General features: G+C 72.4%; 20 protein-coding genes. 5 read left to right on the forward strand and 15 right to left on the reverse strand.

Annotation, left to right across the window (positions count from 1 at the left end; translation table 11 throughout):
* Positions 1–29: 29 nt before the first annotated feature.
* The 9 genes from ACIQHQ_RS01695 to ACIQHQ_RS01735 all read right to left on the reverse strand — a co-directional run bounded on the left by ACIQHQ_RS01695 (position 30) and on the right by ACIQHQ_RS01735 (position 10,833).
* Positions 30–1,001 (reverse strand): glutamate ABC transporter substrate-binding protein, encoded by a 972-nt coding sequence (locus tag ACIQHQ_RS01695; protein WP_402610594.1) that lies wholly within the window; start codon positions 999–1,001, stop codon positions 30–32.
* A gap of 68 nt (positions 1,002–1,069) precedes the next feature.
* Complete coding sequence (locus tag ACIQHQ_RS01700) at positions 1,070–2,521, reverse strand: hypothetical protein (RefSeq protein WP_402609037.1); 1,452 nt, start codon at positions 2,519–2,521, stop codon at positions 1,070–1,072.
* A 182-nt stretch (positions 2,522–2,703) separates the two neighbouring features.
* Positions 2,704–3,675, reverse strand: a complete 972-nt coding sequence (locus ACIQHQ_RS01705) for an N-acetylglucosamine kinase (protein WP_402609039.1) — start codon at positions 3,673–3,675, stop codon at positions 2,704–2,706.
* Entirely contained in the window at positions 3,666–4,931 is a 1,266-nt protein-coding gene (locus ACIQHQ_RS01710; RefSeq protein ID WP_402609041.1) for a 6-phospho-beta-glucosidase, read from the reverse strand. The genes ACIQHQ_RS01705 and ACIQHQ_RS01710 overlap by 10 nt, the downstream gene beginning before the upstream one ends.
* An 89-nt stretch (positions 4,932–5,020) precedes the next feature.
* Positions 5,021–5,914: a carbohydrate ABC transporter permease gene (locus ACIQHQ_RS01715; protein WP_402609043.1), complete on the reverse strand. Its 894-nt coding sequence runs from the start codon at positions 5,912–5,914 to the stop codon at positions 5,021–5,023.
* Entirely contained in the window at positions 5,911–6,855 is a 945-nt protein-coding gene (locus ACIQHQ_RS01720; RefSeq protein WP_402609045.1) for a carbohydrate ABC transporter permease, read from the reverse strand. The genes ACIQHQ_RS01715 and ACIQHQ_RS01720 overlap by 4 nt, the downstream gene beginning before the upstream one ends.
* Before the next feature lie 3 nt (positions 6,856–6,858).
* Positions 6,859–8,196 carry an ABC transporter substrate-binding protein gene (locus ACIQHQ_RS01725; RefSeq protein WP_402609047.1) on the reverse strand — a complete coding sequence of 446 codons (1,338 nt, stop codon included), beginning with the start codon at positions 8,194–8,196 and terminating at the stop codon, positions 6,859–6,861.
* 61 nt (positions 8,197–8,257) lie between these two features.
* A complete protein-coding gene (locus ACIQHQ_RS01730; RefSeq protein WP_402609049.1) occupies positions 8,258–9,469 on the reverse strand; it encodes an ROK family protein in 1,212 nt (403 codons plus the stop codon).
* A 284-nt stretch (positions 9,470–9,753) separates the two neighbouring features.
* Positions 9,754–10,833, reverse strand: coding sequence for a mechanosensitive ion channel family protein (locus ACIQHQ_RS01735; RefSeq protein ID WP_402610595.1), 1,080 nt, complete (start codon positions 10,831–10,833; stop codon positions 9,754–9,756).
* A gap of 342 nt (positions 10,834–11,175) precedes the next feature.
* Between ACIQHQ_RS01735 and ACIQHQ_RS01740 the strand changes: the two genes are divergently transcribed.
* Entirely contained in the window at positions 11,176–11,712 is a 537-nt protein-coding gene (locus ACIQHQ_RS01740) for an HNH endonuclease (RefSeq protein ID WP_402609051.1), read from the forward strand.
* A gap of 91 nt (positions 11,713–11,803) precedes the next feature.
* Here ACIQHQ_RS01740 and ACIQHQ_RS01745 read toward each other — a convergent pair whose 3' ends face one another.
* The 4 genes from ACIQHQ_RS01745 to ACIQHQ_RS01760 all read right to left on the reverse strand — a co-directional run bounded on the left by ACIQHQ_RS01745 (position 11,804) and on the right by ACIQHQ_RS01760 (position 17,356).
* The gene (locus tag ACIQHQ_RS01745) at positions 11,804–13,153 is read right to left on the reverse strand and encodes an FtsX-like permease family protein (RefSeq protein WP_402609053.1); all 1,350 of its coding nucleotides are present in this window, start codon (positions 13,151–13,153) and stop codon (positions 11,804–11,806) included.
* The gene (locus tag ACIQHQ_RS01750) at positions 13,150–13,848 is read right to left on the reverse strand and encodes an ABC transporter ATP-binding protein (RefSeq protein WP_402609055.1); all 699 of its coding nucleotides are present in this window, start codon (positions 13,846–13,848) and stop codon (positions 13,150–13,152) included. Before ACIQHQ_RS01750 ends, ACIQHQ_RS01745 begins: the two co-directional genes overlap by 4 nt.
* On the reverse strand, positions 13,845–14,378 hold the full coding sequence (locus ACIQHQ_RS01755; RefSeq protein WP_402609057.1) for a PadR family transcriptional regulator: 534 nt from the start codon (positions 14,376–14,378) through the stop codon (positions 13,845–13,847). Before ACIQHQ_RS01755 ends, ACIQHQ_RS01750 begins: the two co-directional genes overlap by 4 nt.
* A 98-nt stretch (positions 14,379–14,476) precedes the next feature.
* On the reverse strand, positions 14,477–17,356 hold the full coding sequence (locus ACIQHQ_RS01760; RefSeq protein ID WP_402609059.1) for a beta-N-acetylglucosaminidase domain-containing protein: 2,880 nt from the start codon (positions 17,354–17,356) through the stop codon (positions 14,477–14,479).
* Positions 17,357–17,581: 225 nt separating this feature from the next.
* Between ACIQHQ_RS01760 and ACIQHQ_RS01765 the strand changes: the two genes are divergently transcribed.
* The 3 genes from ACIQHQ_RS01765 to ACIQHQ_RS01775 all read left to right on the forward strand — a co-directional run bounded on the left by ACIQHQ_RS01765 (position 17,582) and on the right by ACIQHQ_RS01775 (position 20,275).
* Entirely contained in the window at positions 17,582–17,839 is a 258-nt protein-coding gene (locus ACIQHQ_RS01765; protein WP_402609061.1) for a hypothetical protein, read from the forward strand.
* Positions 17,840–19,924, forward strand: coding sequence for a 4-alpha-glucanotransferase (gene malQ / locus ACIQHQ_RS01770; RefSeq protein ID WP_402609063.1), 2,085 nt, complete (start codon positions 17,840–17,842; stop codon positions 19,922–19,924).
* Positions 19,925–19,987: 63 nt separating this feature from the next.
* Positions 19,988–20,275, forward strand: coding sequence for a hypothetical protein (locus tag ACIQHQ_RS01775; protein WP_175432574.1), 288 nt, complete (start codon positions 19,988–19,990; stop codon positions 20,273–20,275).
* 56 nt (positions 20,276–20,331) lie between these two features.
* Here the strand turns inward: ACIQHQ_RS01775 and ACIQHQ_RS01780 are convergent, their stop codons facing one another.
* A complete protein-coding gene (locus tag ACIQHQ_RS01780) occupies positions 20,332–20,844 on the reverse strand; it encodes a MarR family winged helix-turn-helix transcriptional regulator (RefSeq protein WP_402609066.1) in 513 nt (170 codons plus the stop codon).
* Positions 20,845–20,950: 106 nt separating this feature from the next.
* Here ACIQHQ_RS01780 and ACIQHQ_RS01785 point away from each other — a divergent pair, with 106 nt between their 5' ends.
* The gene (locus ACIQHQ_RS01785; protein WP_402609068.1) at positions 20,951–21,886 is read left to right on the forward strand and encodes an EamA family transporter; all 936 of its coding nucleotides are present in this window, start codon (positions 20,951–20,953) and stop codon (positions 21,884–21,886) included.
* Positions 21,887–21,976: 90 nt separating this feature from the next.
* Here the strand turns inward: ACIQHQ_RS01785 and pepN are convergent, their stop codons facing one another.
* Positions 21,977–24,556, reverse strand: coding sequence for an aminopeptidase N (gene pepN, locus ACIQHQ_RS01790; protein ID WP_402609070.1), 2,580 nt, complete (start codon positions 24,554–24,556; stop codon positions 21,977–21,979).
* Positions 24,557–24,597: the final 41 nt, after the last annotated feature.

Here is a 24,597-nt window from a genome sequence, read left to right on the forward strand (position 1 = left end):
GTGTGGGTGCTCGCGGGTTCGGCAAGGGGTCAGGTGGTGCGGAGGTACTGCGGTGCCGGTGGTTCCGACTTCTTCGCATCCTTGCCCAGGGTCGCCGACAGCCATTGGCCGTACGACGCCTGCCAGCCGTTCGCGGTGTCCTCGCGGTAGTCCACCAGGATCTGGTTGACCCGGCGCACCAGATCGTCCGCGTCCTTCTTCATCGCCACGCCGTAGTACTCGGCAGTGAAGGCGTCACCCTTGAGCTGGACCGTCGGATCCTGTGCCGCCTGGCTCGCCGCGAGAGCGCCGTCGGTGACCACCGCGTCGACCTCGCCCAGCTGGAGCCGCACCAGACAGTCGAGTTGGTTCGGCACGGTGGTGGAGATGTCGGTGCTGGCCGGGAGGTCGCCGGCCTTCTGGTCCGCCTCCAGTTTCGCGTACGCCGTCGAGCCGGCGGCCGTGCAGACGCGGCGGTCCGCGAGCGTGCCGTCGTAGCCCTTGACGGGTGAGGACGTCGGGGCCAGGACCTGCTGGCCCGTCTTGAAGTAGGGCGCGGAGAAGGCCACGTCGGCGATGCGGGCGCAGTTGATCGTCATCGTGCGGACGACCATGTCCACACGGCCGTCCTTGATCGCCGGGATGCGCTGGTCGGTCGGGATCGCCTTGAACTGCACGGCGTTCGGGTCGCCGAGGATGTCCTCGGCTATGCGGTGGACCAGGTCGATGTCGAAGCCCTCGAGCTCCGCGGTCTTGCCGCTGTTGGGGTTGCGGTAGCCCCAGCGGTAGCTGTTCTGGTCGACACCGACGATCAGTTTGCGCTTCTCGCCCTCGCGGTTCTTGATCGCCCGGATGGTGTCGCCGTCGGCGGAGGAGGGGGAGAGCGTCTGCTTCTCGGGGGCCTCGCAGTCCTCTTCCGCCGTCGTGCCGACGGTTCGCGTGGCCGTGGTGGTGTTCTGGGTGGCGGTGGTGAGCGGCAGGCAGAGGGCCACCAGCGCCACCAGGGCGCAGACGACTGCCATCGCGGTCACTCCGCCCCAGCCCCTGAGTGCGTCTCGCACGGTCGTTCCTCCCTTCGCCCCTGGCCCGTTCACCGGTACTCCGACAGCCTGCGGCCGATGCCCAGGATGGCGCCCGCTGCGCCCAGCACCGCGAGCACGGCCGCGCCGGCCGGCAGGCCCGTCAGCGCGTCGCGGCCGTCATCCGCCGCCCGCTCGAACTCCGTCTCCTCGTGGGCGAGTGCCGTGCGCAGGTTCTCGTCGACGCTGTCGAAGCACTCGCCCGTCGCGCCCTTGGCGCCGATGACCCTGTCCAGCGCCTGCTGGTAGTTGCCGTTCTCGTCCTGCTCGCGGGCCGCGGTGTGGCGTTTCTTCCACTCCGTCATGTTGCCCACGGCGGCGGTGACGGGGCGTTCGCCCGAGGCGTCGTCGGCGAGCTGCTCCGCCGCCGCCAGGTGTGCGGCGAGGGCCTTGATGTCCGAGCCGAAGTCGTAGTCGTAGGCGTCGTAGGTCGTTTCGCCGACCTTCTTCGTCTCCGCGCCGCGGGCCACCAGGGTCAGGTTCTCGTTGCCCCGGGCCTTGAGGGAGGCGATGCGCGCGTCGTGCAGGACGTTCAGGGAGCGGACGCCGTGGTCGTAGGAGTCGTTCAGGCCCGCGCGGGCGAAGGTGTGGCCCACGACCAGCCAGAGGAGGACGGCCGTGGCCGTGGCCGTGGCGGCCACCAGGCCGTGGTTCAGGACCCTGTTCGTCCGCCGGTAGGTGCGGTGCTGGGCCCAGGCGAGGGCGGCCAGGGCGGCGACGCCGAGGGCGATGGCCGCCCACGGGTACGGGGTGGCGCCCGCGTAGTCCGCGCGCAGGCGCTGGTTCTCCTTCTTGTACAGGTCCTCCGCCGCCGGGAGCATCTGCTTCTGCATCTTCTCGTTGGCGTAGCGCAGGTAGGCGCCGCCGACGGGGAAGCCCTGGCGGTTGTACGTACGGGCGCGCTCCACCAGGCCCTTGTACTCAGGCAGGAGCCGGTTGAGCTCGGCGATCGTCGCCGTGGACGGAGAGTCCGGGTCGGCGTTGGCGGCGGCGTTGACGAGCTTGTCGGCGGCCGTGCGGATGTCCCGCTCGTAGCGTTCGCGGGTGGTGGCCGACTCCTGGCCGCCGGCGAGGAAGCCACTGGAGGCGGCGGTGTTGGCGTCCGCGAGGGAGCGGTAGATGTCGGCGGCGTCCGAGCTGAGGGGCTGGCTGCGGGTGAGGACGTCGTCGGCGGCGGCCGCGCGGCCGGTCATCTGCCAGGCGGCGACCGCGCCGAAGGCGATGACGAGGAGGGCCAGGAGGGCGCCGATGATGCGGAGGCGGCCCGGTTCGGTGGTGGCGGCGGAGCGGAGCTGGTCGAGGCCCTCGGCGAAGGCGGTGCGGCGGGGTCCCACCGGGGGTTCGGGCGGTGCCGGGGTGCTGCCGGGGGGCCGGGCCGGGGGTGCCGCCTGTGCCGGTACCGCCGGCAGGATGGGCTGGCCCGGCCCCGGTGGTGGCGGACTGCTCTTCGGCGTGTACGTCACTGTGACCTCCCCCGTGGTCATCCGTCGCCGCAAGTATCGCTGCCGGGGCAGACATCCGCACCGGCCTTGCCTGGATCTTGATCGGATCGCAGCGTGGACACCACCCCCCCGCCCCACCCCTTGCCCAGGAACACGTACGGGGAGGTGGTTCGGTTCCCGGGTTCGCGACGCGTGTGGTCGCCCTAGGCGTCGTAGTACGCCCGCAGCCTCTCCTGCGCCCCCTCCCTCGTGCCGACGTGGTCGAGGCCCAGCAGCGCGGCGCCCAGGACCGGGCTGGCGGTCACCACCCGCGCGACGGCCTTCGGTGCGCGGGTGGCCAGCAACTGCTCGATGTGGTCATTGAGTTGGGCATGCCGGGCAGCCAGGACGCCGCCGCCCAGGAGGACCGGGGTCTCCTCGGACAGAAGGTCCAGGCGGGTCAGGGCGACCACTGCCATGGCGACCACCTCCTCGGCCTGGCGCTCCACGATCGTCCGGGCGATCGCGTCGCCGCCGGCGGCCGTGGCGAAGAGGACCGGGGCCAGCTCGTGGCGCCGGAACGTCGGGATGTGCTCCAGGTGCAGCGCCTCGACGAGGGCGTACATGGAGGGCAGGCCGAAGTGGGCGGGGAGGGTGTGGGACAGGGCGGTGGGGGCGCCGCGGCCGTCCTCCGCCCGGGAGGCGTGCCAGAGGGCCTCCTCGGCCAGGCCCCAGCCGCCGCCCCAGTCGCCCGAGACCCTGCCGAGTGCCGGGAAGCGGGCCGTGCGGCCGTCGGGGCGCATCCCCACGCAGTTGATGCCCGCGCCGCAGACGACCGCCACACCCCGGGGTTCGGTGGCACCGGCCCGCAGGATCGCGAAGGTGTCGTTGCGGACCGTCACCGTCGTGCCCCACGCGCGTGCCCGCAGCGCCGCCGCCAGCCGCTCTTCCTCGATGGGGAAGTCGGCGTTCGCCAGGCACGCCGAGACGTGGGTGACCGAGGTGAGACCCGCGGTGGTGAGGGCCTGCGCCACCGTTTCGGCGAGGCCGTCCATGGCCGTGTCCACGCCCACGGCCGGTGGACGGAAGCCGCCTCCGCGTGCCGTGGCGAGGACGTCCCCGTCCGCCGTCACGATCGCGACGTCCGTCTTGCTGTTGCCCGCGTCGATGGCGAGGACACGTGCGGTCAGGCCCACGCGAGGTGCTCCCGGTTGTGCGCGATCAGCCGGTCGGTGAGCCTCTCGGCGTACGCGTACTGGCCGACCAGGGGGTGCGAGAGGAGGGCGCGGAGGACGCGGTCCCTGCCGCCGTGCAGGGCGGCCCGGAGGGCCAGCTCCTCGTAGGCCGTGACGTCGGCCATCAGGCCGGCGTAGAGCGGGTCCACGGGCTGCACGGGGAGGGGGGACGCGCCCTCGGCCCCCACGGCCGCCTGGACTTCGATCACCGCGTCGTCGGGGAGGAACGGGAGCGTGCCCCGGTTGTGCGTGTTCACCACCTGGTAGGGCGAGCCGCCACCGCCCAGCAGGGCCGCGGCCAGGTCCACCGCCGCCTCCGAGTAGAAGGCACCGCCCCGCTGGGCCAGCAGCGCCGGCTTCTCGGCCAGGGCGGGGTCGGCGTACAGCGTGAGCAACCGGCGTTCCATCTCGGCCACTTCGGCCGCACGGGACGGCTTCGTCCGCAGTTCTTCCACGACCTCGTCGTGCGCGTAGTAGTAGCGCAGGTAGTAGGAGGGGACCACGCCCAGGGTGTCCAGCAGGGGGCGGGGCAGGCGGAGGTCGGCCGCGATCGTGTCGCCGTGTTCGCCCAGCAGTTTCGGCAGGACGTCCTCGCCCTGAGGGCCGCCGAGGCGTACCGCCGTCTCCCAGGTGAGGTGGTTGAGGCCCACGTGGTCCAGGTGGATCCCGGAAGGCTCCACGGACAGCAGGGCCGCGAACTTGCGCTGCAGGCCGATCGCCACGTTGCACAGGCCCACCGCCTTGTGGCCCGCCTGGAGCAGGGCGCGGGTCACGATGCCGACCGGATTCGTGAAGTCGATGATCCACGCCTGCGGGTTGGTGCGGCGTACGCGCTCCGCGATGTCCAGGACGACGGGGACCGTGCGCAGGGCCTTCGCGAGACCGCCGGCGCCGGTGGTCTCCTGGCCCACGCAGCCGCATTCCAGGGGCCAGGTCTCGTCCTGCTCGCGGGCCGCCTGGCCGCCCACGCGGAGTTGGAGCAGGACCGCGTCCGCGCCGTCCACCGCCTCGTCGAGATCGGTCGTGGTGGTGATACGGCCCGCGTGGTCCTGCCGGGTGAAGATGCGGCGGGCCAGGCCGTCCACCAGGTCGAGACGGTCCTGGGCGGGGTCCATCAGGACCAGGTCCTCGACGGGCAGGGTGTCCCTCAGGCGGGCGAAGCCGTCCACGAGTTCGGGGGTGTAGGTCGAGCCTCCGCCGACCACGGTCAGTTTCACTGAGCGATACCTCGCTTCCGGGTGCCCGGGACGACGACCGTCGGCCGCAGGTTCGGGGGTTGGCCCACGGGGAGATGCTGCATGTCTGTCTAACCCTTTACTCCGGTGAGCGTGACGCCTTCTACGAACGCCTTCTGGGCGAAGAAGAACACGAGGATCACGGGGGCCATCACCAGCACGGTGGCGGCCATGGTCAGGTTCCAGTCGGTGTGGTGGGCGCCCTTGAACGACTCCAGGCCGTAGGAGAGCGTCCAGGCGCCCGGGTTCTCCGACGCGTAGATCTGGGGGCCGAAGTAGTCGTTCCACGCGTAGAAGAACTGGAAGAGGGCCACTGCGGCTATGCCCGGTCTGGCCATCGGCACAACGACCTTCAGGAGTGTGCGCAGATCGCCGCAGCCGTCCACCTTGGCCGCGTCCACGTACTCGTCGGGGATCGTGGTGAGGAACTGGCGCAGCAGGAAGATCGAGAACGCGTCACCGAACGCCATCGGGATGATCAGCGGCCAGAGCGTGCCGGACAGGTCCAGCTGCTTCGCCCAGAACAGGTACATCGGGATGATGATCACCTGCGGCGGCAGCATCATCATCGAGATGACCAGCATGAGGGCCGGATTGCGGCCGCGGAAGCGGAACTTGGCCAGGGCATAGGCCACGGGGATCGAGGAGACGACCGTGAGGACCGTGCCCAGGCCCGCGTAGATCAGGGTGTTCTTCCACCAGGTGATAAAGCCGGGGGTGCCGAAGACCTCGGCGTAGTTGCCCCACTCCCAGGTGTGCGGGATCAGGTCGCGGCCGAGCGCCTGGCTGTCGCTCATGAGGGAGGTGAGGAAGACGAAGACGAACGGGAGGGTGAAGAAGAGGGCCGCGGCGATGCCGAACGAGTGGATCGCGATCCATTCCAGCAGAGCCCTGCGGTGGGCCCTGCGTTCCGCCGGCGACGGGGGTGTCTTCGGCTCCAGGCGTTCGTCGAGTGTCTGCGTCATCGTTCACCTGCCTGGATCAGGCCGCCCCTGCGACGCATCAGCAGGGCGGTGAAGGCCATGGAGAGGGCGAACAGGACCAGGGCGACCACACAGGCCGAGCCGTAGTCGAAGCGCTGGAAGCCCAGGTTGTAGACGAGCTGGGGGAGGGTGAGGGTGGACTGGTCGGGGTAGCCGGGCTCGAACTGCGTTCCCGCGCCCTGGATCACGCCCGAGGCGACCTTCCCGGCGATCAGCGGCTGGGTGTAGTACTGCATCGTCTGGATCACGCCGGTGACGACCGCGAACATGACGATCGGCGAGATGTTCGGGAGCGTCACGTGGCGGAAGCGCTGCCAGGGGCTCGTGCCGTCCAGTTCCGCCGCCTCGTACTGCTCCTTCGGCACGTCGAGCAGGGCGGCCATGAAGATGACCATCAGGTCGCCGATGCCCCAGAGAGCCAGGAGGGTCAGGGCGGGCTTCGACCAGGTGGGGTCGTTGAACCAGCCGGGAGCGGGCAGCCCGATCGTCTCCAGGAGCGAGTTGACCGGGCCCGTGCCGGGGTTCAGGAGGAAGGCGAAGGCCATCGTGGCCGCCACGGGCGGGGCGAGGTAGGGCAGGTGGAAGAGAGTGCGGAAGACACCCGTGGCCGTCCTGATCCTGGTGATCAGCAGGCCCACGCCCAGGCCGAAGGCGACCCGGAGCGTGACCATGACGACGACCAGCCACAGGGTGTTGCGCAGGGCGGGCCAGAAGAGGGGGTAGTGCTCGAAGACGTACGCCCAGTTCTTCGTGCCGCTCCACACCGGCGGCTTGAAGCCGTCGTACCGCATGAAGGAGAAGTAGACGGTGGAGAGCAGGGGGTAGGCGAAGAAGACCGTGAAGCCGATCAGCCAGGGGGACAGGAAGGCCAGGGTGCGCAGGGCCGAACGGCGGTGTTTTGCCCGCAGGCTGGAGGTACGCATGGCCTACTTCGCCTGCGCGATGTCCGTGTCGATCTGGGCGGCCGTCTTCTTCAGCCCGGCCTCGAGATCGGTCGCCTTGCCGCTTTCGTAGTCGTAGCCGAACTGCTGGATCGTGGTGAGGTACACGCCGCCGTTGACGGAGGCGGGGGACGTGGTGGAGTCCGGGTGCGCGGCGATCTCCAGGAACGTCTTGAAGCGCGGGTCGTACGTCAGCTTCGGGGACTTCAGAGCGGCCAGCGTCGAGGGCACGTTGTGGATGGCGTTGGAGAAGCTCACCACCGCGTCCGTGTCCGTGGTCATGTACTTCACCAGTTCCCAGGCCGCGTTCTGCTTCGTGCCGGTCGCGGCGATACCGGCGATGGTGCCGGTGATGTAGCCCTTGCCGTACTGGTCGGCCTGGTCGTCGGGGACGGGCAGCGGGGCCACGCCGATGTCGAACTTCGGCTCGGCGTCCAGGGCCATGCCCAGGCGCCACTCGCCGTCGAGCTGCATGGCGACCTGGCCGGTGTGGAAGGGGTGCTTGGGGCCCCATTCGTCGCCGAGCCCGGAGCGGTAGGTCTCCAGCTTGCGGTAGCCGCCGAGTTCGTCGACCAGCTTCTTCTGGACCGTGAAGGCCTTCGCGAAGGCCGGGTCCTTGCCGACGTTCGACTTGCCGTCCTCGTCGAAGTACGTGGGGGAGAACTGGCCGAGGTAGTGCTCGGTGGTGGTCTCCCAGCCGTGGTAGTTCGGCATGAAGCCGAGCTGCTTGTACGTGTCGCCCTGCGGGATCGTCAGCTTCTTGGCGACCCGCTCGAACTCCGACCAGGTCTTCGGCGGGGCGGCGACACCGGCCTTCTCGAACGCCGTCTTGTTGTAGTAGAGGCCGTACGCGTCGCCCAGGAGCGGCACCGCGCAGCGGTTTCCGTCGAACTGGGTGTACTCGTTCATCGCCTTCGGGAAGGTCTGCCGCGGGTCGATGCCCGACTTGTCGAAGAACGGGTTCAGATCCACCAGGGCGCCCGAGGAGCAGAACCTTCCGACGCTGTTCGTGGTGAACGACGAGATCACGTCCGGGGCCTTGCTGCCGCCGGTGCGCAGGGCCTGGTTCATCTTGTCGTCCGTCATGTTGCCGATGACGTCGACGTGGATGTCGGGGTGCGCCTTCTCGAATCCGGCGACCAGGTCCTTGACGGCCTTCACCTCCGACGGCGCGCTCCAGGCGTGCCAGAAGGTGATCGTCGTCTCCTTGGACGCGTCGTCGCTCGCACCGGCGTCCGGCCGGCCGGTGCACGCGGTGGCGAGGAGAGCGAGGGAGGCGGAGGCGGCGAGCGCGAGCGTCGCTTTTCTGGATGTTCCGAGCATGACAAGGCTCCCTGAGGCGCGGGGGAAGGAAGAAGGGAATACCGGGGGAGGGGGGGGTGGGTCAGCGGGAGGTGTCGAAGACCTCGTCGCGTGTGGTGGCGAGCGCGCTCTCCAGCGCGCCGCGCAGCACGGGGTCTTCACGGACGTCACCCACGACCAGACGCGGGCGGGACGCGGCCAGCTCTTCCAGTTCGGCCTGGACGAGGGCGCGCAGCGGTTCGCCGCCCGAGGTGAGGGACGCGCCGCTCAGCACGACGAGCTCGGGGTCGAGGACCGAGACCAGCGAGGCCAGTCCGGTGGCCAGGCGGGTCGCGTAGGTCTGGAGGAGGTGCCGGTGGGCGTCGTCACCGGCCCGGGCCGCCCTGGCCACCAGTTCGGCGGCGGTCTCGGCGTACGGGCCCGGCGGGATGTCCGCGATGCCGAGCTCGCGGGCCAGGCGCGGGACGGCCTGAGAACCGGCCAGCTCCTGGTAGCCGCCGCTGTTGGCCTTGGTGACCTGGCGGACCAGGGGGGTGCCCGGCACCGGCAGGAAGCCGACCTCGCCGGCGCCGCCGGTCCAGCCGCGGTGCAGCCGGCCGCCGAGGACCAGGGCGGCGCCCAGGCCCTCCTGGTTCCACAGCAGCACGAAGTCCGCGTGGCCCCGGGCCGCGCCGAGGCGCTGTTCGGCGAGCGCGACCAGGTTGACGTCGTTCTCGTACTCGAACGGCATCGGCAGGGCGGCGGCGAGCTCGTCCAGCAGGGTGGGGGAGTGCCAGCCGGGGAGGTGGGAGGCGTAGCGCAGACGGCCGGTGGTGGGGTCGAAGGCGCCGGGCGTACCGATGACCAGGCGGCGGATGTCGTCCCGGGCGAGGCCGGCCGCCTTCACCGCGCCCTCCAGGGCGTCGGTGACCTGCTGGACGACGGGGGTGCCGGTGCGCCTGCCGGGGGTGGGCAGCTCGTGACGGCCGATCGTGCGGCCGGTGATGTCGGCGACCGCTGCGCGGATCCGCTGGGGGGTGACGTCGAGCCCGGCGGCATGACCGGCCGCCGGGTTGACCTCGTAGAGCTGGGCGCTCGGCCCGGGGCGGCCTGCGGTGGTGCCGGTGGCAAGGACCAGCCCCGCCGCCTCCAGGCGGGCCAGGAGCTGGGAGGCGGTCGGCTTGGACAGGCCGGTGAGCTTGCCGATCCGGGTGCGGGACAGCGGGCCGTGCTCCAGCAGCAGGTCCAGGGCGGCCCGGTCGTTCATGGCGCGCAGGACGCGCGGGGTGCCCGGCGTGCCGGCGGTTCCTGCCATGCGTGTCCACACCTGCCCTTCGGCTGCTCAGCTTCTCAGTGATCAGTCGGGGAAGTCCACCGGACGGCCGTCCCCTCGGACGTGTTGTTAGGAAAGTTTCCTATCGATGGGAGGAAGGTAGGCCCGGTTCCGGACGGGCGTCAAGAGGGGACGGCCCGTCGGTATCCGGACACGCGCCGCGGCGCGTCGGACCGGACGAGGTGCGGCCGCACGCGCTTCGGGACAGACGAAGAGGGCGGCACCCGGCAGTACCGGACGCCGCCCTCTCCCGCGGGCCGTGACGGCTACTTCGTGGTGCTCGTCGGGGCCGGCGGGGTGAGCGGGGAGGCCGCAGCCGACTGCGGGGACGACGCGTTCGCGTACGCCGACGGGGCGGCCATCCCCGCCGTCGGGTCCGCGGGCTGCTCCCCGGCCGGGGCCGTGGCGCCGCCGACGATCCGGATGTCCGCCGCGTCGAAGGCCCGCTTGACGCGCCAGCGCAGCTCGCGCTCCACGGTCAGGGACTTGCCGGGCATCGTCTTGGCCGTCACGCGGACGACCATGGAGTCCAGCAGCACGCTGTCCAAGCCGAGCACCTCGATGGGGCCCCACAGCAGCTCGTTCCAGGGCTCCTCGGCGCCCATCTTCTCGGCGACCTCGTCCAGGGTGGCCTTGACCTTGTCCAGGTCCTCGCCGGAGTGGACGGTGACGTCGACGTTGGCCGTGGCCCAGCCCTGGGAGAGGTTCCCGATCCGCTTGACCTCGCCGTTGCGGACGTACCAGATCTCGCCGCCGTCGCCGCGCAGCTTGGTCACGCGCAGGCCCACCTCGATCACCTCGCCGGAGGCGACGCCCGCGTCGATCGTGTCGCCGACGCCGTACTGGTCCTCCAGGATCATGAAGACACCGGAGAGGAAGTCGGTGACCAGGTTGCGGGCGCCGAAACCGATCGCCACGCCGGCGACACCGGCGGAGGCCAGCAGCGGGGCGAGGTTGATGTTGAACGCGGACATGATCATCAGGGCCGCGGTGCCCACGATCAGGAAGCTCGCCACCGAGCGCAGCACCGAGCCGATCGCCTGGGAGCGCTGACGGCGGCGTTCCAGGTTGACCAGCAGGCCGCCCAGGGAGGTGCCGTCCACCGTCTGCTCGGTGCGGCTCATCCGGTCTATGAGCTTGGTGATCGCCCGGCGCACCGCGACGCGCAGCACCACCGCTATCACGACGATCAGCAGGACCTGCAGGCCGATCGCGAGCCACGTCGACCAGTTCTGCTCGACCCAGCCGGCGGCATTCGTCGCGCTCTCCTGGGCGTCCTCGAGCGAAGGCACTCTCGGGGACTGCGTCTCCGAGGGGGTCGGCGACGGTGAGGGGTCGGCGGCCATCAGGACGGCGTCCGCAAGGGACAAGGACACGGCAGGTACCTCCAGGTGCAGCGGTCTGCCCCGGCGCGGTGGTTCAAGGGGTCAAGGTCACGACTGGGTCACCAAAGGGACAGAACCACCACACTAACGGGGCATTGTGTGTGCTCCCGCGGAATGTGTGAAGGAGAGACCGTGCTCACCTGGGCTTGAACAGGCCATGGTCCTGGGGATGAATGAGATGTGGTCGAAAACACTCCCAGCCCGTTACGGGGACATGGTGGCGCTTCCACCAGGCATGAGGGGAGACTGACTACGAATCGTCCCGGCGCGAGCCACGCGCCGCCGGCGTCCAAGGAGGCATCCGTGCCGCATGTCCTGGTCCTCAACGCGTCGTACGAGCCGCTAGGCGTCGTACCGCTCCGCCGCGCGCTCATCCTCGTCCTCGAGAACAAGGCCGTTTGCCTCGAGGAGTCCGGCGCCTATCTGCACAGCGCGACCGTCACAGTCCCCGCACCCAGCGTGGTCCGGCTCAAGCGATTCGTCCGGGTTCCCTATCGGGGGCCCGTTCCACTGACCCGCCGGGCGCTGTTCGCCCGCGACGGGGGCCGGTGCATGTACTGCGGTGGCGTCGCAACCAGCGTCGACCACGTCATCCCGCGCAGCCGCGGGGGCAAGCACGTCTGGGACAACGTGGTGGCGTCCTGCCGCCGCTGCAACCACGTGAAGGCCGACCGCCACCTCTTCGAGATCGGCTGGCGGCTGCGTCACAAACCCGCCCCGCCGTCCGGCCTGGCCTGGCGCATCATCGGGACCGGCCACAGGGATCCGCGCTGGCTGCCGTACTTGCAGCCGTACGGTGCGGAGGACGCCATGGCCCGGATCGACGGCATTTCCGCCTGACGATCCGGGCCTTCGTGTTGGCGCGTGCGGCCTGCCGACCGGCCCGGGGAACCCCCGTTCCCCCGGGCCGGCCCGTCATGGGCGGGAGCGGCTACGCGTACCGCAGTTCCCCCGGGTGCACCGATCGGCGCAGCAGGGGCAGTGAGGTGGCCGCGGCCAGCAGGCAGGCGGCGTAGACGGCGACGGGGACCAGGGCGGGCACCCACGGGACCGGCCGGCCGGAGAGCAGCGCGTACCAGATGCCGATGGCCGTGCCGCCGACGCCCGCGAGCAGCACCGCGGGGGCCAGCGGCAGCGCGGTCTCCAGCAGCAGGGCCCGGCCGAGCACCGCCTGCGGCACACCGGCGGCGGCCTGCGCGGCGAGGCCCCGGCGGCGGGTGGCCAGGGATTCGGCGGTGCCGACGGCGAGGCCGGACAGGGTGATCGCGAAGGCGATGGCGATGGCGGTGCCGGTGAGGTCGAGGCCGGTGGTGTAGTAGGACACGGGTGCGGAGAGCTTCCGGGTGCGCACCATGTCGCCCATGACCTGCCGGATGCCCATGAAGCCGGTCCCGACGACCGTCACCAGCAGCACCGCCGCGTGGGTGCGGGCGGCCGACCAGGGGTCGTGGCGCAGCCGCTCCGCCGCGATCAGCGTCGCCGCCGTCCGGGCCCGGACGGCGAGGAGCCGCCCGGTCGCCTTCGCGGCGGCTCCGGAGAGCCACACCGCGCCCGCGCCGACCGCGAGGATCGCGCCCGTCAGCGTCAGATACCACTCGCCGTTCGGCCGGTTGGCAGCGGCCGTCGTGGTGGCCGTCGCCAGCAGTGCCAGCACCGCGACGAGCAGGAACCCGGCCAGGAACAGAAGCCCCGGCCCCCGCCCGGTGCGCGGCGCGACCCTGCGAACCCAGCCGAGGGGCGAGGCCACCACCCGGCGCAGCGCCAGCGCGCCCGCCGCCGCGCCCAGCAGCGGTACGGCGGCGGCGACCAGGGCGATCCCCGTCCAGACCAGGGGGGTGGGCCGGTTCCACAGGCGCAGCAGGAGCAGCACGGAGAAGACGGTGGCGATCGCCGAGCCCAGCAGACAGGCCAGTCCGGTCTCCAGCGCGGCGATCCGCCGCACCTGCCAGGGCGTCGCCCCGGCCAGCCGCAGCTCGGCCAGCCGCCGGTCGCGGTGCACCGCCCCCATCCGGGCGCACTGGCCGAGGAACCCGAGCACCGGCACGAGCAGGAGCACCAGGCCGGTGACCATGCCCGATCGCGTACCCGGCTGGTCCAGCAGCCCCGCGCCGACGGGCACGTCGTAGATGCCGCGCAGTGACGCCAGGGTGACGGCGGCCAGGGCGAACCCGGTCGCGAGCACCGCGCCCGTCGCCGTGAGCGTCACCCGCCACCACTCCCCGCGGTCGGAACCGCGGGTGAGTTCCCAGGCCAGGCGCAGATCGGAACGCAGGGACGTCACGCCGTCACCCCCAGCTCGGCCACGGCGCCGTCCCGCAACTGGACTTCCCGGTCCGCGTACGCCGCCACCTGGGCGTCGTGGGTGATCAGCAGGACCGACGTGCCCGACTCGCGGGCCGTGTGGACCAGGGCCGTCATGACCTGCTCGCCGGACAGGGAGTCCAGGGCCCCCGTCGGCTCGTCGGCGAAGACGATCCTCGGTCCGGTGACCAGGGCCCGGGCCAGGGCGGCCCGTTGGGCCTGACCGCCGCTCAGCTCTCCCGGGCGCAGGTCCTGCTGCCCGCGGACGCCGAAGCGCTCCAGCTCTTCACCGGCCCGGGCCCGGGCCCGGGCCCGGGCGCGGGCCCGGCCGGTACCGGCCAGCAGCAGGGGCAGGGCGACGTTGTCCAGAACGGTCAGCTCGGGGATGAGCTGCCCGAACTGGAACACCACGCCGAACTCGGTGCGCCGCAGCTCGCTCAGCCGCTTCTCGGGCAGGTCGTCCAGCCGCCGGCCGTCGTAGGTCACCGCGCCGGCGTCCGGGCGGACGATGCCGGCCAGGCAGTGCAGGAGCGTCGACTTCCCGCTGCCGCTCGCGCCGGTCACGGCGAGGATCTCGCCGGCGTGCAGTGTGACCGACGCGCCGCGCAGGGCGGGCGTCCGGCCGTGCGCCTTGGTGAGACCGCCGGCCGTGAGAAGGGGCACGGGTCTGCTCATGCTGCGTCGACCTCCGCGGTCAGGATGGTGAGCCGGGCCGCCGTGGTGTTCATCCAGCGGAGGTCGGCGTCGAGGTGGTTGAGGGCGTAGTCCGCCGAGAGCACGGTCGCGAGGTCCGCCCCCTTGGCGGCCTTCACCGCCGTGAGCTCCCGCATCCGCTCCATGTGCGCGGCGCGCTGGGCGCTCAGGTACGCGGCCGGGTCGCCGCCCGAGAGGATCGCGACCACGACCTTGGCGAAGATCTCGTTCGCCACGAAGGGCGCGGGCGGCGCGATCTCCCCGGCCCACCGGGCCAGTTCGCGCGTCCCCTGGTCCGTGGTCCGGTACGTCGTGCGTTCCGGGCCGCCGTCCGAGTCGGTGCCGTCGACCTCGGCGAGGCCGTCCCGTACGAGGCGCTGGAGGGTCGTGTAGACCTGCCCGTAGGCCAGCGGGCGGGCCTGCGGGAAGCGTTCGTCGTGGCGTCGCTTGAGGTCGTAGCCATGGCTCGGACCCGAGGCGAGCAGGCCCAGCAGGATGTGGCGGGTGCTCATGCCGATCATTATGTACTGAGTACATGTACTGAGTGAATAGTGGGCGGGAAGAAGTTCGCCGAAGTTCGTCGATCTTCTTCGCCGGGTCCTCGAAGGCCTCAGTCCGTGACGGCGTACGCCTCCACCGACCACAGCGAATACCCGTACGGCGTGGCCCGCCCGTCGCCCTGCACACGCACGAAGCGCACGTCCCGCTCGTCCATGCGGACGTTCTCCCGGCCACCCCTGCTGTCCCGGACGGCGGCCGCGTCCTGCCAGCGGCGACCGTCCGGGGAGACCTGGACGCGGTACGCCGAGGGGTGGGCGTCCTGCCAGTGCAGCGCGACCCGGCCGAGCCGAACCGGACGGGCCAGCTCGACCTGCCACCAGGCGCCGTCGTCGACGGGGGAGGACCAGCGGGTGTCCGGATCGCCGTCGTTGGCCGCCGACGCGGGGAAGTCGGGCGTCTCGTCGCCCGAGGACCGGGCGGTGCCGGTGCGGGCGAGGTCGGGGCCGCCGGTGGGCGGGACGGCGCGGACGGTGAGCGTGCGGTCCGCTCCCGCGAACCCCAGCCGGATGTCGTACGACCGCATCGGGGTGCCGTGCTCCACGGTCACCTCTAAGGGGATCTCCACCGTCGTGCCGCGCCGCACGGTCAGCTCCGTCCCCGGCACCCGCACCCGGACGCCCTCGGGTGCCTCGACGGTGAGCCTGCCGCGGGCGTCGGCGGGGCGCAGCGCGCTCAGCCGGGCCGTCAGCCGCTCCGTACGGCCGGTCTCGACGTCCGCGCGGTCGCGGGGCAGGCCGAGGGAGGTGGCGGGGGCGTCGGTGAACCAGGGGATGAGGTGGTGGACGCGGGAGGGGGCGGGGCCGGTGATCCGCAGGGCGTCGGCCCGTGCCGAGAGCCGCACCTCGGTCGCCCCGGACCCATCCAGCCGGCCCGCCTCGCGCCAGCCTCGCCCCGGCACGTGCACCTCGACGCCGCCCACCGTGCCCGGCTCGGTCAGGGCCGTCACGGCGGTCAGGGCCCGGGGCCGCGGGAAGCGCAGGGTGCGGCCGTCACCGGGGTTGCGGGGCGGTTCGTGGTGGATGCCCGACCAGGCCGCGTACGACTTCTGCGCCCGTCGCAGGAAGGGGTCCAGCACCTCCGTGCCGACCTCGACCGGCGCCGACTCCAGCCGGGCCCGTAGGACGCCGAGCCTGCGGTACGCCGTCCAGGCCGCCGCCGAACACCCGGCGCGCTGCGCGTCCAGCATGCCGAGCGCGGCCGTGCCCGCCTCACCGTAGGCCGCCAGTTGCTCCGCCCAGGGGGCGACCTCGGAGCCGAGGCCCGTTCCGGTCAGCCGCCGGGGCAGCTCGCGCAGCACGGTGAAGGCCTCGCGCAGCCGCCGCCCGGCGTCGCCGCCGCCGGCCGTGCGGGACCTCCAGTACGCCTCGGTCAACGGGCGCAGATACGCCGACTCCTCCTCGCCGAGCACCGACGACGCGTCGTTTCCGGCGAGCGCCGCCAAGGCCTGCTCACGGCGCCGGTCCCCGCCCGCGAGGTCGGTGATCGCGGCGCGCCAGGACTCCCCGGGACGGTAGGCGCGCGGGTTCCAGGCGTAGTCGGCGGCGGTGAACAGCGGGATGCGGGACGCCTCCGGCTGCTGCATGGCGTTGGCGAGCAGGGCGGCCGAGCCGGCCGCCACGGCCGGATCCCGGCCGCGGTACGGGCCGAGGAAGATACGGCCGGGGTCGTAGTCGTTGACCGGGTAGTTGTCCATCGTGATCAGCGGATGCCGGAACGCCTCGCGCGCGTCGGCCAGTTCGCCGCCCGTGATGGTGCGGGGCACCACCCCGACCCCCGTCCACGCCACCTCGACGCCCGAGTCCAGGTCGCTCGCCAGCGCCCGCCGGTAGTCGGTCGTGCCGTCCTCGTAGTACTCGGTCGGCATCAGGGACAGGGCGGCGGCGCCGGGGTGCCGCCGCGCCAGGTGCCGGGCCACCGCGTTCGCCACCCGGGTCTGCGCCCGGGCCGCCGCCTCGGGGCCGGAACCGAACCGGTCGGAGTCCGCCCCGCAGTGCCACTCGCTGTAGCTGACGTCCTGGAACTGGAGCTGGAACGCCCTGAAGCCCAGCTCCCACATCGCGTCCAGCTTGCGCGTCAGCGCCCGCACATCGGCGTCGGAGGCGAAGCACATCGCCTGGCCCGGGGCCACCGCCCAGCCGAGCGAGACGTGGTTGCGCCGCGCCCGCTCGGCCAGCTCCCGGAACCGGGCCCGCTGCCCGGCCGGGTAGGGCTCACGCCAGCGGGCCTGCCGGTAGAGGTCCTCACCCGGGGCGTACAGGTAGCGGTTCTGCTTGGTGCGCCCCATGAAGTCGAGCTGCGCCAGCCGCTGCCGGTGCGTCCACGTGGTGCCGTAGAAGCCCTCGGTGATGCCGCGGACGGCGGTGCCGGGCCAGTCACGCACCACGACCGCCGCGATCGTGCCGTCGGGGCGCAGGAGCCGGCGCAGCGTCTGCACGGCGTGGAACAGTCCGTCCTCGCCGGTGCCGGTGAGCGAGATGCCGTCGCGGCCCACGGACAGTTCGTATCCCCCGGAGGGCAGGGCATGACGGTCGCCCCGGCGCACGGGCTCGGTCCGCGCCCGCACGACCAGAGCGCCCGGCCCTGGTGTGTCCGTGATCCGGCGGGCCCCGGCCTGCCGCAGCAGCTCGCGCAGGGCTTCGACGGCATGAGGGTCTCCCCCGTTCGAGCGAAGCCCAGAGCTTGGGGGAGGGTCCGCCGGCGCGCCGGTGACCAGGGCGACGTCGTGCGGCACCGCGACCGGGGCGCCGTTCGCGCGCAGCGACTGCGGGCGCGGCCAGACGGAGACGTCCGGTCCGGCGGTGTCGGAGGTCGCCTTCGCGGTCGCGCCCGGTGCCGGCGGAGCCGCCATGGCGGCGGGCGGGGCGAGGAGGCTCCCGGCGACGACGGCGACCGCGAGGGCGGCGGTCCGCTTTCCACGCCGCAGTCCCACAGGTCCCCTCCAGATGCGTTCGACCGGGAGGACGAGCCCACCACCGTCCGGGGACCGTGTCAACGAGAGTGGCCGTTGTGGCGCGAATGCCGGAATCTGGAGTGTGTGGAGGGGGGGGCGGAATGTGAGCAGAAGCACGATGTTCGCCCGGGGGCGTCTGCCTTCGCGCCGACTGGGTAGGGCTGCGATGACCCATCGAAAGCCTTACTCGACAAGGAGGCCCCCGTGGCTGCGATGACTTTCCTTCCGCTCCCGGTCCAGTCCAAACCCGTGGCGGACCCGTCCGCCGACCACGACGACCCCCACTGTGCCGACCCCCGCTACTGCGTCTTCAGCTCCGAGAGCACCCACACCGAACTGCCGCTGACCAGCGAGCCCCCGCTGCCCGACGCCGAGCCCCTCACCAGTGAGCCGCCGCTCGCCGAAGCCGCCCCCCTGACCAGCGAGCCCCCGGCCTTCGTCCCGGACTACTCGAGGATGTAGATGACCGCACCCCGGCCGGCCGACCCGCCCTCCGAGGATCTGTCCCGCCTCGCCGTCCTGCACGGCGTCGCCACGTCCTACAGTCCGTCCCCGGACCGCACGGTCGCGGCCTCGGCCACCGCTCTCACCCTGACCCTGGCCGCCCTCGGCGTGGACGCGCGCACGCCCGGCGCAGTGAGCGCCGCGCTCGCGGCCCGCGAGCGGGAAGTGGGTGCACGGCTGCTGCCGCCGACCGTGGTCGGCTGGAGCGGCAGCCCCCCGGCCGCCCTGGCCGCGCTGCCCGAGGGAACCCGGCTGCGGATCGACACCGAGCAGGGCGAGACCCGCGCCTCGGCCGACGGTCTCCCGCCCGGCGTCCACCGGCTGGCCGCCACCACCCCCGACGGCCGCACCGCCACCGCCCACCTGATCGTCGCCCCGCCCCGCCTGCCCAGCCCCGCCGGGCGCTCCCACGGCCTCCTCGTCCAGCTCTACTCCCTGCTGTCCCGCCGCTCCTGGGGCATGGGCGACCTCGGTGACCTCGCCGAGCTGGCCGGGTGGGCCGGGCGATCGCTCGGCGCCGGGTTCGTCCAGGTCAACCCGCTGCACGCGGCCGTCCCCGGCGCCCCCACCGACCCTTCCCCGTACCGCCCGTCCTCGCGCCGCTTCCCCGATCCCGTGCACCTGCGCATCGAGGACATCCCCGAGACCGCGTACGTCGAGGACCCCGAACGCCTGCGCACCCTCCTGGAGAGAGCCGGACGGCTGCGCGAAGCGGTGCTGCACCAGGGCGCGTTGATCGACCGGGACGCGGTGTGGGAGCTCAAGCGGGAGGCGCTGGAGCTGCTCGGCGAGGTCCCCCTCGGTCCCGGCCGGCGCGCCGCCTACTGCGACTTCCTCGCCGGGCAGGGCCGGGCCCTTGAGGACCACGCCACCTGGTGCGCGCTCGCCGAGGTGCACGGCTCCGACTGGCACCGCTGGCCGACCGGCCTGCGCGATCCGCGGTCGGCCGAGACCGTCCGGGCGCGCAACGGCCTCATGGACCGGGTCGACTTCTGGTCCCGGCTCGCCTGGCTCACCGACACCCAGCTGACCGCCGCGCAGCGCGCCGGGCGCGAGGCCGGGATGCCCGTCGGGATCGTGCACGACCTCGCGGTCGGCGTCCACCCCGGCGGTGCCGACGCCTGGGCGCAGCAGGAGTACTTCGCCGCCGGCATGTCGGTGGGCGCCCCGCCGGACGCCTTCAACGCCCGCGGCCAGGACTGGGGCCTGCCGCCCTGGCGCCCCGACCGCCTGGCCGAGTCCGGTTACGCCCCCTTCCGCGAGCTGCTGCGCGCCCTGTTCCGCTACGCCGGAGCGCTGCGCATCGACCACGTCATGGGCCTGTTCCGCCTCTGGTGGGTCCCGCAGGGCCACCCGCCCACCGAGGGCACCTACGTCCGCTACGACGCCGAGGCCATGCTCGCCGTGCTGGTCCTGGAGGCCTCCCGGGCCGGGGCGCCGGTGATCGGCGAGGACCTCGGCACCGTCGAGCCCGGCGTGCGCGAGGCGCTGCGCGAACGCGGAGTGCTCGGCACGTCCGTGCTGTGGTTCGAACGCGACTGGGAAGGCGACGGCCGCCCCCTGCCCCCCGACAGCTGGCGCGCCGACTGCCTGGCCACCGCCACCACCCACGACCTGCCCTCCACGGCCGCCCGCCTCACCGGCGAGCACGTCGATCTCCGCGACAGCCTGGGCCTGCTGACCCGCCCGCTGGAGGAGGAGCGCGCCGAGGCCGCCGCCGACGCGGGGGAGTGGCTGACCCTCCTCTCCCGGCTCGGCCTGCTGCACGGCTCGGGCGGCGGCAGCGACACCTCCTCGGAGGAGGCCGAGATCCAGGCCGTCCACCGCTTCCTGCTGCGCACCCCGGCCCGCATGGTCGGCGTCTGGCTCCCGGACGGCGTGGGCGACCGGCGCCCGCAGAACCTCCCCGGGACGTGGGACCAGTACCCGAACTGGCGTCTGCCCATCGCGGACGCGCAGGGGCGGCCGGTGACACTGGAGGACCTGGCGGCCTCGCCGCGGCTGCGCGCGCTGATGGAGGTGCTCAGGGAGGGCGGATCATGAGGCGTGGGTCTCTTACGGCACCCCGGGCGCGCGTCCCCGGTCGGCGTTGGATACTTTGACACCGTGGACAAGAAGAACGCCCTGCGCGCCGGCGCCCTGGCAGCCGGTACGACGCTGATGATGCTGCTCATGTCGTCCCCCGCGAGCGCGCTCACCCGCGACGACGGTGACGACCCCGGCCCGGGCCTGAGCGTCATCGAGACGCTGGGCCTCTTCGTCGTGGCCCCGATCGTGCTGTACCTGGTCATCCACGGTCTGGTGATGATCGGCGACAAGTCGCACAAGAAGAAGGACCCGACCAGCTCCAACATCACCACGAAGGCCGACGCGAAGAGCGAAGTCAAGGCCTGATCAGCGTTCCTCACCGAGGGCGCCGCCGCGATGACCGCGGCGGCGCCCTCGGCGTGTCAGGGCCTGTCCGTCCCCGCCAGGAGGTCCCGCAGCAGATCGGCCAGCTGCCCGGCCCGCCGCGCGCCCAGGGCGGACAGCGCCTCCGCCTGGACCGCCAGCCCCGCCCCGACCGCCTCGTCGACCAGTGCGAGGCCCTCGTCGGTGAGCGTGACGTGCAGCCCGCGCCGGTCGTGCGGGTCGGGGGAGCGGCGCAGCAGCCCCGCCCGCTCCAGTTTGTCCAGCCGCCCCGTCATGCCGCCGGTGGTGAGCATCAGCGTCGCGGAGAGCTGGCGGGGTGAGAGCGTGTAGGGCTCGCCGGAGCGGCGCAGGGTCGCCAGCACGTCGAACTCCCCACGGGAGATCCCGAACGTCGCGTACACCTTCCCCACCCGCTCGCCGATCGCGTGCGAGAGGCGGTTGATCCGGCCGAAGACCTCCATCGCGGCGGTGTCCAGGTCGGGCCGGACCGCCGCCCACTGGTCGATGATCGCGTCGACGGGGTCCTTGCGCTGCTCCGGGCGTTCGCTCATGCCGACGAGTATCCGCCGCCCCTCGGTCACCTGCAAGAAAGTAGCTTGACTGAAAGTAGCTTAGCGCTAAGCTACTTTCTACCGACCTACTTGAAGGGTGCCCGCCATGGCCACCTCCCGCGCCGCTCTCATCACCCTCACCGCCCTCGCCCCCGTCTCCTGGGGCACGACCTACGCGGTCACCACCGAGTTCCTCCCGCCCGACCGCCCCCTGTTCACCGCCCTGGTACGCGCCCTGCCCGCCGGCCTGCTGCTGCTCGCCCTCGGCCGGGTGCTGCCGCGCGGTGCCTGGTGGGGTAAGGCCGCGGTGCTCGGCGCGCTGAACATCGGCGCCTTCTTCCCGCTGCTGTTCCTCTCCGCGTACCGGCTGCCCGGCGGTCTGGCGGCGGTCGTCGGCTCGGCCGGTCCGCTGTTCGTGGCCGGCCTCTCCGTGCTGCTGCTCGGGCAGCGGCCGTCGGCGCGCACGCTGCTGACCGGGGCCGTGGCCGCGTTCGGTGTCAGCCTCGTCGTCCTGCGGGCGGCCGGGGCGCTGGACGCGCTCGGTCTGCTGGCGGCCGTCGCCTCCACGGCGTCGATGTCGACCGGCACCGTGCTCACCCAGCGGTGGGGGCGCCCCGAGGGCGTCGGCCCGCTGGCGCTGACCGGCTGGCAGCTGACCGCGGGAGGCCTGCTCATCGCGCCGCTCGCCTTCCTGGCCGAGGGCGCCCCGCCGGCGCTCGACGGCCCGGCGGTCGGCGGTTACCTCTACCTGGCCGTGGCGAACACGGCGGTCGCGTACTGGCTGTGGTTCCGGGGCATCGGCCGCATGACCGCCACCCAGGTCACCTTCCTCGGGCCGCTCTCCCCGCTGACCGCGGCCGTCGTCGGCTGGGCGGCGCTCGGGCAGGCGCTGACGCCGGTGCAACTCGTGGGCATGGCACTGGCGTTCGGGGCGACGGTGGCGGGACAGTTCGTCACCCGGCCGTCGCAAGCCGTCGGCTTGGGCGCGGGGAACGCCCGCACGGAGCCGAGGGACGTGCGGGACCGAGCGCTGCGGCGATAGGCACGGCCCCACCCGCCCGAGGGGAACAGAGGGCAGCGAAAGGGCGCCCGGCACACGCCGGACGCCCCTTCCGCTGTGGAGCCGCCGGGACTACTCCCCGGCCGCCGCGTCCGCCCGCTGGGCCCGCAGGGCGCGCTCGACGCCCGCGCGGGACTCCGAGACCAGACGGCGCAGCGCCGCGTTCGGCTCGGCGGACGCCAGCCAGGCATCCGTCTTGTCCAGGGTCTCGGGGGAGACCTGGACCGCCGGGTAGAGACCGACGGCGATCTGCTGGGCCATCTCGTGGGAGCGGGACTCCCAGATGTCCTTGACCACCTCGAAGTACCGGTCCGCGTACGGGGCGAGCACCTCGCGCTGGTCGGTCTGGACGAAGCCGCCGATGACCGCCTCCTGCACGGCGTTCGGCAGCTTGTCGGAGTCGACGACCGACGCCCACGCCTCCGCCTTGGCCTCCGGCGTCGGACGGGCCGCCCGGGCCGTGGCCGCGTGGCGCTCACCGGCGGCCGTGCGGTCCCGCTCGTACTCGCCCGCGATCTCCGCCTCGTCGAACCGGCCGACCGCCGCGAGGCGCTGCACGAACGCCCAGCGCAGCTCGGTGTCGACGACCAGGCCCTCCACGGTCTGCGAGCCGTCCAGCAGCGCGTCCAGCACATCCAGCTGCTCGGGTGTGCGGGCCGTCGCCGCGAACGCGCGCGCCCACGCGAGCTGGTGGTCGCTGCCCGGGGCCGCCGCCCGCAGGTGGGCCAGCGTCGCGTCGGTCCAGCGGGCCAGCAGCGTCTCGCGGGCGGCCGGGTCGGCGTACAGGTCGATCGCCAGCTTCACCTGGCGGTGCAGCGACTGTACGACGCCGATGTCCGACTCCTTGCCGATGCCGGACAGCACCAGCGACAGGTAGTCGCGGGCCGCGAGCTCGGCGTCCCGCGTCATGTCCCAGGCCGACGCCCAGCACAGGGCCCGCGGCAGGGAGGACTCGAAGTCGCCGAGGTGCTCGGTCACGAAGGCCAGGGACTGCTCGTCCAGGCGGACCTTCGCGTACGACAGGTCGTCGTCGTTGAGCAGGATCACGGCCGGGCGGCGCTTGCCGACCAGCTGCGGCACGGACGTCGACTCGCCGTCCACGTCCAGCTCGATGCGCTCCTCGCGGACCAGCTTGCCGCTGCTCCCGTCGAGTTCGTACAGGCCGACGGCGATCCGGTGCGGGCGCAGTGTCGGCTCGCCCTTGGCACCGGCGGGCAGGGCCGGGGCCTCCTGGCGGATGGCGAAGGAGGTGACGACCCCGTCGGCGTCCGTCTCGATCTCCGGGCGCAGGACGTTGATGCCGGCCGCCTGGAGCCACTTCTGCGACCAGGTCTTCAGATCGCGGCCGGAGGTCTCCTCCAGCACGTCCAGCAGGTCCGACAGCCGGGTGTTGCCGAAGGCGTGGCGCTTGAAGTACGCCTGCACGCCCCGGAAGAACTCGTCCATGCCCACGTAGGCGACGAGCTGCTTGAGGACGCTGGCGCCCTTGGCGTACGTGATGCCGTCGAAGTTGACCAGGACGTCGTCCAGGTCCCGGATCTCGGCCATGATCGGGTGGGTGGACGGCAGCTGGTCCTGCCGGTACGCCCAGGTCTTCATGGAGTTGGCGAAGGTGGTCCACGCGTGCGGCCAGCGCGACCCGGGCGCGTGCGCCTGACAGGCGATGGAGGTGTACGTGGCGAACGACTCGTTCAGCCACAGGTCGTTCCACCACTCCATGGTCACGAGGTCGCCGAACCACATGTGGGCCAGCTCGTGCAGGATGGTCTCGGCGCGCACCTCGTACGCGGCGTCCGTCACCTTCGAGCGGAACACGTACTGGTCGCGGATGGTCACCGCGCCCGCGTTCTCCATCGCGCCCGCGTTGAACTCCGGCACGAACAGTTGGTCGTACTTCTCGAACGGGTAGGCGTAGTCGAACTTGTCCTGGAACCACTCGAAGCCCTGCCGGGTCACCTCGAAGATGGCGTCCGAGTCGAGGTACTCGGCGAGGGAGGGCCGGCAGTAGATGCCGAGCGGGACGGACTGGCCGTCCTTCTCGTACACGCTGTGCACCGAGTGGTACGGGCCGACGATCAGCGCCGTGATGTACGTCGAGATGCGCGGGGTCGGCTCGAACGCCCAGACGTTGTCCTGGGGTTCGGGCGTCGGCGAGTTGGAGATGACGGTCCAGCCCTCGGGCGCCTTCACGGTGAACCGGAAGGTCGCCTTCAGGTCCGGCTGCTCGAAGCTGGCGAACACCCGGCGGGCGTCCGGGACCTCGAACTGGGTGTAGAGGTACGCCTGGTCGTCGACCGGGTCCACGAACCGGTGCAGACCCTCACCGGTGTTGGTGTACGCGCAGTCGGCGACGACCCGGAGGATGTTGCGCCCGTGAAGCAGCCCGGGCAGCGCGATCCGGGAGTCCGCGAAGACCTCGGCCGGGTCGAGCAAGTCCCCGTTCAGGGCCACCTCGTGCACCGTCGGCGCCACCAGGTCGATGAACGACTCCGCGCCGTTCTCGGCTGTCACGTCGAAGCGCACCGTGGTCACGGACCGGTAGGTGCCGCCCTCCTGCGCGCCGGAGAGATCGAGTTCGATCTCGTACGAGTCAACGGCGAGCAGCTGCGCCCGCTGCTGCGCCTCTTCGCGGGTCAGGTTTGTGCCAGGCACGCGGTCATCTCCTCGTTATGGGTGGGTTGCGCCATCTTTCC

The sequence above is a fragment of the Streptomyces sp. NPDC092370 genome, from assembly GCF_044755265.1.
Classification (GTDB): Bacteria; Actinomycetota; Actinomycetes; order Streptomycetales; family Streptomycetaceae; genus Streptomyces.

Bases quoted from the DNA above. Each gene is read 5' to 3' on its own strand.
- ACIQHQ_RS01695 (WP_402610594.1), bottom strand. From the start codon at position 1,001: ATGGCAGTCGTCTGCGCCCTGGTGGCGCTGGTGGCCCTCTGCCTGCCG.
- ACIQHQ_RS01715 (WP_402609043.1), bottom strand. From the start codon at position 5,914: ATGACGCAGACACTCGACGAACGCCTGGAGCCGAAGACACCCCCGTCG.
- ACIQHQ_RS01720 (WP_402609045.1), bottom strand. From the start codon at position 6,855: ATGCGTACCTCCAGCCTGCGGGCAAAACACCGCCGTTCGGCCCTGCGC.
- ACIQHQ_RS01725 (WP_402609047.1), bottom strand. From the start codon at position 8,196: ATGCTCGGAACATCCAGAAAAGCGACGCTCGCGCTCGCCGCCTCCGCC.
- ACIQHQ_RS01730 (WP_402609049.1), bottom strand. From the start codon at position 9,469: ATGGCAGGAACCGCCGGCACGCCGGGCACCCCGCGCGTCCTGCGCGCC.
- ACIQHQ_RS01735 (WP_402610595.1), bottom strand. From the start codon at position 10,833: ATGGCCGCCGACCCCTCACCGTCGCCGACCCCCTCGGAGACGCAGTCC.
- ACIQHQ_RS01750 (WP_402609055.1), bottom strand. From the start codon at position 13,848: ATGAGCAGACCCGTGCCCCTTCTCACGGCCGGCGGTCTCACCAAGGCG.
- ACIQHQ_RS01755 (WP_402609057.1), bottom strand. From the start codon at position 14,378: ATGAGCACCCGCCACATCCTGCTGGGCCTGCTCGCCTCGGGTCCGAGC.
- malQ (WP_402609063.1), top strand. From the start codon at position 17,840: ATGACCGCACCCCGGCCGGCCGACCCGCCCTCCGAGGATCTGTCCCGC.
- ACIQHQ_RS01780 (WP_402609066.1), bottom strand. From the start codon at position 20,844: ATGAGCGAACGCCCGGAGCAGCGCAAGGACCCCGTCGACGCGATCATC.
- ACIQHQ_RS01785 (WP_402609068.1), top strand. From the start codon at position 20,951: ATGGCCACCTCCCGCGCCGCTCTCATCACCCTCACCGCCCTCGCCCCC.